Consider the following 10,795-nt stretch of genomic DNA (forward strand, 5'->3'; position numbering starts at 1 on the left):
GGCGCCGAAGACCCGCCCAGGAAAGACGTCCGCGGTGGGCCTGTCAACCCTTTCCGGACCATTTCCGTCACTTTCACCATCGGTGCTCAGGCCATTCTCCGCGGTGGTAGGGCGAATCGGTCCGAGGAGAATGCAGCACACCATTGGCACGAGGTCGTCTCGTGCAGACGGCGGAGACGTCCGGGCGAATTCTCGCGCCCTTCCGGAAATGGTTCTGGGACACGGTCGGGAGGCGCAACATCTGCCTCTCCGGCCGACCCTGCGGGAGGGCACGTGGACCTCATGTGGACGGACGTCGCGCCTGCGCCGACGGCGCTGCACGTGTGCACCCGGTACCGCCGGGGTGGATCGGAACGGCGGCTGCGCGACTGCATCAGGGCCGTGCCGGAGCTGCGGCACCACGTGCTGCTGGGCGAGGACTCGGACCTCGAGCTGGCTCGGGCGCAGACAGGTGCCGAGCACGTCGAGTCGCTGCCCAGTCTCGTGCGGCCGGTCTCCCCCGCGCGCGACCTCGCGGCCGTCTACGCGCTGTGGCGCCTGATCCGGAGCCGGCGGTACGCGGTCGTCGTGTCGCACCAGTCGAAGGCCGGGGTGCTCACCCGGCTGGCCGCCTCGGCCGGCAGCGGGGTGCCGGCGGTCCACTCGCTGTCCATGGCCAGCTTCGGCCCCGGCTACGGCCGGCTGGAGAACTGGCTGTTCCCCCGGCTGGAGCGCGGGCTGGGCCCGCGCACGTCCGCCTTCTGCGTCGTCGGCAGCGACCTCGCGCACCGGTTCGCGTCGGTCGGCGTCCCGGTGGACCGGCTGCACGTGGTGCGCTCCGGCGTCCCGCTGCCGACGCAGCTGCGCGGACGGGCGGAGGCCCGGCAGCTGCTCGACCTCCGCCACGGGACCCGTCCGGGCCGGCGGCTGATCTGCTACGTCGGGAGCCTCGAGCCGCGGAAGAACCCGCTCCTGCTGGCCGCACTGCTGCGGCGCCTGCACGACCGGTGCCCCGACGCCCCCGACCTGCTGGTGCTCGGCGACGGCCCGGAGCGCGCGCGGCTCACCGCCGAGCTCGCCGCGCTCGGCCTGGCCGACCACGCCGTGCTGGCCGGGCACGTGGCCGAGCCCGAGCACGTGCAGGACGCCTTCCGCGGGGCCGATCTCGTCGTCCTGCTCAGCGACGCGGAGGGGCTGCCGCAGGTGCTGGTCCAGGCGGCCGCGGCCGGCACGCCGTTCGTGGCGTTCGACGTCGAGGGCGTCCGTGAGGTGCTCGCCCTGGGCGCGCAGGGCTCCGCGGTCCCGCTCGGCCGCGTCGACGACGCGGCCGACGCCGCGCAGCAGTGGCTCGCGTCCCCACCGACCGCCTGCCGGGAGCCCCTCGCGGACCTGTCGACCTGGTCGCCCGAGGCGATCGCCGACGCCTACCGGGCCGTCTTCGACCGCGTGGTCGGCACGCTCCCGGTGCGCCTGCCCGAGCGCGCACCGCTCACCGTCGCGTCCTGACCAGCGCGGCGAGGGCCGGACCGGGCCGTCCGCCGCGGGCCCGCACCAGCGCGATCCCCAGCACGGCCGCGCCGTAGGCCGCGGCGCCGGCCGCCGCCGACACCGGCAGCGGCTGCCCCGCGGTCAGCAGCAGGGCGCCCGCCATGGGCAGGCTGGCCAGCAGCGGCCAGCCGTTCGACCGCAGGATCTGCGACCGGCCGGTGGCCCGGCGGAGCAGGACGGCGTAGGCCACGAGCAGCCCGATCTCGCACAGCACCGAGCTGACGGCGGCGCCGAGGTAGGACCAGCGCGGGATGAGCACGCAGTTGAGGCCGATGTTCACCAGCGCCACCACCGTGACCGCCACGGTCCGCGCAGACTGCCGGTCGATCGCGGCGAGGGACAGGCTGAGGGTGTGCCCCAGCATCCGCACCGGGATCACGACGACGAGGAGCTGGTAGGTCAGCACCACGGGGGCGAACTCCGCGCCGTAGAGGAAGTCGATCGTGCGTGGCGCCAGGAGCAGGGAGGCCACGGTGATCGGCACGCCGATCAGCGCGACCAGGCGCAGCGAGAGGTCCCGGAGCCGGGCGAACTCGTCGGGCCGCCGCGGCCAGGCCCGGCCCATGCGCGGGAACAGCGCACGGTTGATGCTGCGCGGGACGACATTGAAGTAGAGCACCAGGTTCGTGGCCGCCTGGTAGAGCCCGACCGCCGCGGGTCCCTTCCAGACGCCGAGCAGCACGGCGTCGAAGCGCGCGTAGGTGAGCATCCACGTGTCGCTCACGGCGAAGGGCGTGCACTGGCGGACGGTGCGCCACAGCGACCCTCGTGCGGCCCGGGGCACGGGGAGGCCGTGGAGGTGCCGGCCCACGAGCAGCCAGGCCCAGAGGGCACCAAGCGCGCGGGAGGCGGCGAACGCGCCGAGCACGGCGACCGGTCCCCCGCCCTGCTGCAGCAGCACGACGGTGGCCGCGAGGTAGAGCGTCTCCTGGCCGGCCGTGACCAGCGTCTCGAGGCCGAGCCGCTCCCAGGCCCAGAACGCCGCGAACAGCACCCGCGCCAGCCCGTCGAAGAGCATGCCGGCGGCGGCCATCGCGAGGCAGAGGACCGTCTCCCGGCCGGCGCCCACCGCCCAGGCGCCGGCCGGGACCAGGGCGGTGAAGAGCGCGCCCAGCAGCACCGCGAGCAGCAACCCGGTCTGGACCCAGCGCCGTCCCTCCTCCGGCCGGCGGGCCACTTCGCGGGCGAGCAGGGTCGGGACCCCGTAGTAGAAGGGCAGCAGGCCGGTGAGGGTCAGCGCGAACTGCACGACGCCGAGGGCGACCGGGCCGCCGGCACGGGCGAGCAGCACGACGACACCGATCGCCGAGGCCGCCCGGAGGGCGAACGTGAGCAGTTGGGCGGTGGAGTTGGCGAGCACCTTCCGGCCCACCGGCGCAGGCGGCTCGACCGTCCCGGTGCGCGGCTGCGCCGTCACCCCCGCGGCTCCGGGGCCTGCCGCGCCGCCGAGGCGAGCAGGAAGGTGGCGGCCAGCAGCCCCATCAGCGTCCAGAACCACCGGTAGTGCAGGACCTCGTGGGTCAGCGCGGTGAGCGCGAACGCGGCGCAGGCGCCGCCCAGCGCCGCCGGGACGGGCACCGCCTCCGCCAGTCGGGGCGGGAACCGGCTGCGGTTGCTGCCGAGGACCCGGGCGCCGACCGCGCCGATCAGCGCCACGAGCGCGAGCAGCCCCAGCGGCCCGCGCTCGACGAGCGTCGCCAGGTAGTCGTTGTGGGCCTCCTTGTCGAGCCGGGCGAACCCGGTGCCCAGCTCGTGCTTGGTGGCGCCCGGGCCGATCCCGAGGAGGTGGCCGTCCGCGAACACCTCGAGCTGCTGCTGGAACAGGATCCCGCGCTTGTCGGCGCTCTCCGGGCTCCGCCCGACGGTGTACCGGAGCAGGGGGTCGTCGCTCTGCTCGGCGACCGCGACCACGGTGGGCACGACCGTGATCCAGGTGGCGCCGAGCGCGACGACCAGCGTGGTCACGACGGCGATGGCCTGCACCAGCCCCTTCCGCAGCCGGAGGTGGAGGAATGCGGTAACCAGCAGACCGCCGACCAGCGAGAGCAGTGCCGCGTTCGACCCGGCGAAGAACATCGCGGTGAGCAGGAGCAGGTAGCAGCACGCGCGCAGCGACCGGCGCCGGGGGAACCCCGACAGGAGCACCATGAAGATGCCCATCATGAAGTAGTTGCCGGCCATGTTCGGGTGGTCGAAGAACAACTGGGCGCGGCGGCCCCACTCGGTCGTGCCCGAGATGGCCGGTATGCCGCCGACGACCCCGGCGATGAGCACCGCCGCCCACAGGCTCGCGCTCACCGCCCAGGCCCGCACGGCGAACGCCAGCGCGCGCGGCGTGCGGCAGACCGTCGCCAGCGTCGCGCACCAGAGGAAGAGGAACACCTCCTGCCCCGCCGCGATCCCGCCGCGGAACGGCACCGCGCTCAGCATCGCCGCGACGAGACCGGCGGTGACGTAGGCGGTCATCGGCACGAAGAAGGGAAAGTTCAGGCGAGCCCGCCGGCGCACCGCCCAGAGCAACCCCGTCGTCACCCCGACGGCGACGACCAGGTCGATCGGTGCGCCGTTGCCCGGCCCCTTCGGGCTGACCAGGGGGGTCAGCCCGATGCACAGGCCGATCACCGTCAGGACACCCTTGCCGGGCTCGAGCGGGCGGGACAGCCACGGCTCGGCCTCGGAGAGGCCCAGCAGGGGCTGCGGCGGGGCACTTCCCCATGCCCGGGTCATCGCGGGAACCCCTACGGGGCGGGGAGGGCCGAGGGCTCCGTCTCCGCGGCGCCGGACGTGGGCGCGGCAGCCCGCCGGTCGGCCCGGCGGACCCGGCCCTTGTAGGTGATCACCCCGACGACCGGCTGGCGCGCCAGCTCGGCGTGCCGCTCGACGGGGTCGAAGACCGACGTGCCCTTCACCGTGTCCGGTGCGATCACCACGAGACCGGAGCCCGGCAGCCCGATACGCGGGCTGCCCTCCTCGCCGACGGCGCCGCCGAGGGACAGCGGGACCACCCGGGGTCCGCCCTCGTCGTCGTCGAGCTCACGGGCGAGGCCGGACAGGTCCAGCTGCGGGCCCGCGGCGACCAGCTGGACGGTCCGGACACCGGCCGCGTCCGCCGCCAGCGTGAGGTAGTTGGCCAGCCACCGGTCGCCCAGCCCGCGGTGGGGCAGCGGCGCTCGCCGGAGCCGGGCCAGCAGGGGTGCGCCGAGGTGCCGGGCGGTCGCCGGACCGTCGAGGGTGGGGCGCCACGACTCCAGCGTGGCCGCGATGGCGACGCCGAGGACGAGGCCGAGCAGCCCGCCGATCGCCAGGCGGGTGACGACCGCGGTCGGCACCAGCGAGCCGCTGGACCCGGCCGAGGCGACGATCCGCGGCGCGACCGCGGTCGCCAGCGTGGCGACGAGCCGCTCGCGCTGCGCCCCGAGCTGGGCGCGCTCGGCCACCGCCTGGTCGTGCTGCAGCGCCAGCGCCTCGACGTCGCGGAGCTGCGCGACGGCCCGGGCGGCGGCGTTCTCGACCGACTCGATCCACGCGTCCACCTCGGCGATGCGCGCGTCGAGGTCGGCGAGGCTCTGCCGGCTGGCGCCGAAGATGGCCTCGTCCCGGATGCGGACGATCTCCTGCGCGAAGGCGTCGGCGAGCGCGGCCGCGGCCCGCGGGGAGCCGTCGACCACCGTCAGCTCCAGCACGCCGGAGGTGCCCACCGACGCGACCTGGACGTTCTCGACGAGGGTCACCCGTGGCCGCCACAGATCGGCCGCCTGCAGCGCCGCGGTGACGGTGTCCCGGCTCGTGGCGATGGCCAGCGCCGTGTCGGCCAGCGCGCTGGACTCCTGCACGTCGCGGGTGTCCCACGTGCCGATCGTCAGCCGGGCGCTGGCCTGGTAGGTCGGCTCCTGCATGCGGGCGAGCTGCAGGGGCACGGCGACCCCGGCCAGCACCATCACGAGGATCACCAGCCAGTGCCGCCGGAGGATCCGCTGCGCAGCCTGGTTCAGATCCATGTCCGTCGTCCCATCCGTCCGGGCCGGACCCCCGTGCCGGGACCGGCGTTGCGTGGTGCGGCGGTGGTCACCGGCCACCTGCCGACAGGACCTGCCCGACGGTGCGCATCATGATCTTGATGTCGCCCCAGATGGACCAGTTCTCGATGTAGAAGTTGTCGAAGCGCGCGCGGTCGGCGATGGAGGTGTTGCCCCGCAGGCCGTGCACCTGCGCCCACCCGGTCAACCCCACCGGCACCCGGTGGCGGGCCATGTACCAGGGGAACTGGCGGGTGAACTCGTCGACGAAGAACGGCCGCTCGGGCCGCGGGCCCACCAGGCTCATGTCTCCGCGCAGGATGTTCCACAACTGCGGGAGCTCGTCCAGGGAGGTCCGGCGCAGGAGCCGGCCGGCCGGCCCCAGCCGCCCGTCGTCGGCGATGCACCAGCGGGTGCGCGACTCCTGCTCGCCGGAGGGCCGCATCGAGCAGAACTTCAGGAGCGTGAACGGCCGGCCGTCGAGGCCGATGCGGGTCTGCCGGAACAGCACCGCCCCGGTCTCCCAGCGGGCCAGCGCGGCGCACAGCACGAGGACGGGGGCGAGCAGCGCGATGGCCAGGCCGGCGAGGGCGACGTCGGCGACGCGCTTGACCGTCCAGGTGCCCGTCCGGAACGGGGCGCGCCGGATGCGCACCAGCGGCACGCCCCACAGCACCTCGGTGTCCCGGGTGACGGCGTGCAGCTCGTAGAAGCGGGGGACGAAGAAGATCTCGCAGGACAGCCGGTCGCAGGCACGCAGCATGTCGACCAGCGACGGCTCGGGCACCCGGCCGAAGGAGACGATGACGACGTCGATCGCGTGCTCGACCAGCACGCGGTTGAGGTCGCGGTACATCCCGAGCACGGGGACCGGGCGCTCCCCCAGGCACAGCAGCGGGTCGTCGTCGAGCAGACCCGCGGGGCGCAGCCCGTACTCGGGGTGGGCCAGCAGGGAGTTCGCCAGCCCGCCGGCCACCGTGCCGGCGCCGAGGAGCAGCACCTGCTGCTGCAGCCGTCCGCGGCGCCGGGCGGCCCGGATCGCCGCGTAGGCCAGCGCGCGCCCGAGCAGGCACAGGACGCCGAACAGGGCCGCGGTGCTGAGCCGGGCCGTCCCGGCGACGCCGTCGCCGAGACCGCCCAGCACCATGGCGCCGGCACCGGCGGCCAGGGCGCGGACCAGCACGGTCGGGGCGTCGTCCAGCACCGACAGCGACAGCCCCGCCCGGTAGAGGGACGCGTTGTGGAACAGCAGCACGACCAGGACCAGGACGGTCAGCGTCTTCAGCCCGGTCGTCCCGGTGAGCAGCATGGCCAGCACGAAGGCGGCGACGTCCACGCCGAGCAGGGCCGCGGTGAGCAGCCGGGTGCCCCGCCGCGAGCGCGGCCGGCGCGGCGGCTCCTCCACGGAGACGGGGCCGGACGGGGTCGCCTCGTCGGGCGCCAGCCGCGGCACCGGGCGGTGCGCCGTCCCCGGCGCCGTGGTCCTGTGCAGTTCGATCGTCACGGCAGGTGCCGTCCGCCCTGGCCGGTCACGCGACCGCACCGGCTGCGGCCAGGACTCCCGGAGCCCCGACCGCCGCCCGCTCGGCCGCCACCATGGCCGCGAGCCCCTCGCGCAGCGTCGTCGCGGGGACGTAGCCGAACCCCTCGCGCGCCACCCGGGTGTCGGCCGCCGTGTCGCGGACGTCCCCCCGCTGGACCGGGAGCCGGCGGACCAGCGGCGCGCCGGCGAGCTCGCTCACGAGCTCCAGGACCTGGTTCATCGACGTCCGGCTGCCGCCGCCGATGTTGGCCACGCCGGTGAAGTCCGACCGCGCGGCGTCGTGCACCGCGCGGACGACGTCGCCGACGAAGGTGAAGTCGCGGGTCTGCGTGCCCTCGCCGTAGAGCTGGAACTCCCCGCCGCGGACGGCCGCCGCGACCAGCCGGGAGAACGCCATGTCGGGCCGCTGCCGGGGTCCGTAGACGGTGAAGAACCGCAGCGACACCGTGGGCACGCCGAAGCCGCCGCGGTAGAGCTCGCACAGGTGCTCCGCGGCGAGCTTGGTGACGCCGTACGGCGAGACCGGCCGGGGCCGCAGCGTCTCGGCGGTCGGGTACGACTCCGCGTCGCCGTAGACGCTGGAGCTGGACGCGTAGACGACCTTGGCGACGTCGAGCTGCCGGGCCGCCTCGAGCACGACCTGGGTCGCCAGGACGTTCCGCCTGACGTAGACGGCGAAGTCGGCCCCCCACGAGGGACGGACGCCGGGCTGGCCGGCGAGGTGGTAGACGACCTCGGCGCCGCGCAGGAGGTCCGGCAGCCGGGGGTCGAGCAGATCGACCCGGTGGAGCCGGAACCGCTCGTGCGTGGCGGCCGCGCGCAGGTTCTGCTCCTTGCGGGCGGGGTCGTAGTAGTCGGTGAAGGAGTCGATCCCGGTCACCTCGTCGCCCCGCGCGAGCAGGTGATCGCAGAGGTGGGACCCGACGAAGCCCGCGGCCCCGGTGACGACGCATCTCATGAGGACTCCCAGTGCCGAACCGCCTGAGGACCGCGACGCTAGGAGCCGGGGTGACGGTTCGGGATCCGCCACGGGCACTACTCCGACTACGCAGCCCACCGGAGAGGCGGCCGTCCCCGCGGTGGGGCCGGGCGCTCCGCGCACAGCGACCGGCCGGCCGCCCCGAGGGGCGGCCGGCCGGTCAGCGGCTGCGGCGGGTCAGGCGACCCCCGCCCGGCGGGCCAGGGTCACCGCCGCCAGGGAGGTGTGGACGTCGAGCTTGGTCAGGATGCTCTGGGTGTGCGTGCGCACCGTGTTCGCCGAGATGTGCAGCCGGCCGGCGATCTCGTCCCGCGTGGCGCCGCTGGACATGGCGACCAGGACCTCCCGCTCCCGCGCGGTGAGCGCGCTCAGCGGCTCCTCGGCCCGGCGCCGGTCCTCGTCGTCGTGGACGAGGAGGTGGAGCAGGCGCGTGAGCGGTCCCGGCGAGATCCACGTCTCCCCGCGGCAGACCGCCTGCAGGACGTCGAGGAGCACGCAGACCCCGACCTCCTTCGGCACCCACGCCCGGAAGCCGGCACGGATGGCCCGGGCCAGGGCGGTGGTGTCGTCCGCGCCGGTCACGCCGACGAGCTTGAGCTCCGGGCGCTCGGCGAGCAGCTGGGGCGTCACGTCGAGGAATCCGCCGGGCTGCCCGTCGACGGCCAGCACCGCGACGTCGACGGGGTGCACCCGGACCGCGCGGACGATCTCGTCGCACCGCGTGGCGGTGGCGACGACCCGGATCCCCCGCTCCGTCGCGAGCCGCATCCCCAGCGCCTCGACGAAGGCTCGGTGTTCGTCAGCAAGCACCACGCGGATCTCGGGCATGCAGGGATGCTCGGGGAGCCGGTGGGACCGGTCGACCTGCAGAAGGCGCATGGTGGCGTACGTCCCTTGCAGTAGTGCGCGGCGCGAGCTCGTCCTCGACCCCTGCACCCACGACGAGCGCGACGGCCTGCAGCCTGGTGTGCACACCCAGCTTCAACAGCACGTTCTGCACGTGGGTGCGTGCCGTGCTCGTCTCGACCCCCAGCGAGCGGGCGATCTCGACGGTGTCCTCGGCGCTCACCAGCAGCTGCAGCACCTGGCGTTCCCGCTCGGTGAGGTGGGCCAGCAACCGGTGCACGCGGTCCTGCTCCGCCGAACCGCCCCGCCGGCCGGGCACGGGCGGCGCGGGCACGGCCCGGCCGGCGGCGACCCGCTGCAGTGCGTCGAGAATCGCGGCCACCGGCTGGTCCTTGCGGAGGAACGCCGCCGCACCGGCGCCGACCGCCGCGGCCTGGTCCCGGGGGTCCGTGGAGCCGGACAGGATCACCACCGGGCAGTCCGGATGGCGGGCCCGGAGCGCGGTCAGCGCCTCGATGCCGTCCCCGACGGGGAACCGCAGGTCCAGGAGGACCAGGTCGGGGCGGTGCTCGCGGACCGCGGTGAGCAGCCGCCCCGGCGTGTTGGCGACCACGACCTCGTGCCCGTGCCTCGCCAGCGCGGCCGCCAGCGGCTCCACGAAGAGCCGGTGGTCGTCGCAGAGAACCAGGCGCATGCCGTTTCCCACCCCCCGTGCCCCGCCGGTCAGCCGGTCGGTGGCCATGACGCCAGGTAGCGGGGCCGCCGGTCGTCGTCCGGGACCGGGAGGCTGATGGCCACGAGCGCCCCGCCCAGTTCCGCCGAGGGACCGGCCGTCACGCTGCCCCCGAGTGCCTGCACCGTCCGCCGGGTCACCGGCAGGCCGATGCCCGTGCCGCTGGGCCCCAGCCCGAAGCCGGGCCCGTCGTCCTCGACCACCACGCGGACCGACCCGCGGGGGCACGAGACGCGCACCCACACCGTCCCGGACGGGCCGGCGGCACGCGCGGCGTTGTCGACGAGGTTCACCACGCACCGGCGGATCGCCGAGCGCGAACCGTGGACCCACGCCGTGGACGGACCGCCCCAGCGGTGGACCGTCCCGGTCCAGGTGAACGCGTACGCCCGGACGACCGAGTCCACGACCTCGTCGACGTGCACGGGGCCGCTCTCGGTGCCGGCTCCCCGTGCCTCCTCGAACACGCTGGACGCCGCGCTCGGGATCTCCTGGATCTGGTCCTCGATGCGGTCCAGGTACTCGAGCAGCTCCGGCGGCAGGCCGATGACCCCCCGGGCCGCCTCCGCGAGGGCGAGCACCACCGCGACGGGTTGGCGGATCTCGTGCAGCAGCGTTCTCAGCCGATCGCCCACCTCGTGGGCGACGACGTCCCTTCGTTCGGCGACCTCGGTCACTGGACGCCCCCCATCTGCACCCTGTGCTGGGTGCCGCGCGCTCCCCCGTGCGCGGCGGACCGGTGTGCGGGGACTTCCGCAACACCCGGTCACCGGAGCGACTCCGGAAGGTAGGGCACATCAAGGTTCACGAACAGCGGTCGCAAGCCCCCTTCCGGCAAGGTTCCGTTGGGCAGATGTTCAACTTCACCATTGGTACGTAGGTGACCACGCGGTGTGCCACCGCGGACGGTTCCGGTTGCGCTGTGTCGCGAGGGGGTCACCCGGCGCGGCGTCCCAGGGCGCGGTAGGTCCAGCCGGCGGTCTCCCAGGCGTCGCGGTCGAGGGCGTTGCGCCCGTCGAGCACCCGCTTCTGCCGCACGACCCTGCCGAACTCGACCGGGTCCAGTTCGCGGTACTGCTGCCACTCGGTGAGCACCAGGACGGCGTCGGCGCGCTCGGCCGCCTCCTCGGCAGTCGCCACGTGGTCCAGGT

Annotated in this window: 10 protein-coding genes; 1 reads left to right on the forward strand and 9 read right to left on the reverse strand. The window is 74.7% G+C overall.

All coding sequences use genetic code 11. The features are described from left to right. Positions 1–282 precede the first annotated feature (282 nt). Positions 283–1,485, forward strand: coding sequence for a glycosyltransferase (locus tag ACI797_RS25605; RefSeq protein ID WP_456862810.1), 1,203 nt, complete (start codon positions 283–285; stop codon positions 1,483–1,485). Here the strand turns inward: ACI797_RS25605 and ACI797_RS25610 are convergent. The 9 genes from ACI797_RS25610 to ACI797_RS25650 form a co-directional block, all read right to left on the reverse strand. Continuing rightward, complete coding sequence (locus ACI797_RS25610) at positions 1,469–2,944, reverse strand: flippase (RefSeq protein ID WP_456862772.1); 1,476 nt, start codon at positions 2,942–2,944, stop codon at positions 1,469–1,471. The two genes, ACI797_RS25605 and ACI797_RS25610, sit on opposite strands and share 17 nt — an antisense overlap. Beyond that, positions 2,941–4,254 carry an O-antigen ligase family protein gene (locus ACI797_RS25615; RefSeq protein WP_456862780.1) on the reverse strand — a complete coding sequence of 438 codons (1,314 nt, stop codon included), beginning with the start codon at positions 4,252–4,254 and terminating at the stop codon, positions 2,941–2,943. Before ACI797_RS25615 ends, ACI797_RS25610 begins: the two co-directional genes overlap by 4 nt. An 11-nt stretch (positions 4,255–4,265) precedes the next feature. Further along, positions 4,266–5,525, reverse strand: a complete 1,260-nt coding sequence (locus ACI797_RS25620; protein ID WP_456862785.1) for a hypothetical protein — start codon at positions 5,523–5,525, stop codon at positions 4,266–4,268. Between the two features lie 67 nt (positions 5,526–5,592). Further along, positions 5,593–7,047 (reverse strand): sugar transferase, encoded by a 1,455-nt coding sequence (locus ACI797_RS25625; RefSeq protein ID WP_456862790.1) that lies wholly within the window; start codon positions 7,045–7,047, stop codon positions 5,593–5,595. A gap of 25 nt (positions 7,048–7,072) precedes the next feature. Then, positions 7,073–8,044: an NAD-dependent epimerase/dehydratase family protein gene (locus ACI797_RS25630; protein ID WP_456862795.1), complete on the reverse strand. Its 972-nt coding sequence runs from the start codon at positions 8,042–8,044 to the stop codon at positions 7,073–7,075. Positions 8,045–8,242: 198 nt separating this feature from the next. Continuing rightward, a complete protein-coding gene (locus tag ACI797_RS25635) occupies positions 8,243–8,893 on the reverse strand; it encodes a LuxR C-terminal-related transcriptional regulator (protein ID WP_456862798.1) in 651 nt (216 codons plus the stop codon). Beyond that, on the reverse strand, positions 8,865–9,605 hold the full coding sequence (locus ACI797_RS25640) for a response regulator (RefSeq protein ID WP_456862801.1): 741 nt from the start codon (positions 9,603–9,605) through the stop codon (positions 8,865–8,867). Before ACI797_RS25640 ends, ACI797_RS25635 begins: the two co-directional genes overlap by 29 nt. A gap of 29 nt (positions 9,606–9,634) precedes the next feature. Further along, positions 9,635–10,321, reverse strand: coding sequence for a sensor histidine kinase (locus ACI797_RS25645; RefSeq protein WP_456862804.1), 687 nt, complete (start codon positions 10,319–10,321; stop codon positions 9,635–9,637). A 259-nt stretch (positions 10,322–10,580) separates the two neighbouring features. Then, the coding region (locus ACI797_RS25650; protein WP_456862807.1) for a UDP binding domain-containing protein at positions 10,581–10,795 on the reverse strand (215 nt) is incomplete at its 5' end.

This window comes from Geodermatophilus sp. SYSU D00691, from assembly GCF_054050275.1.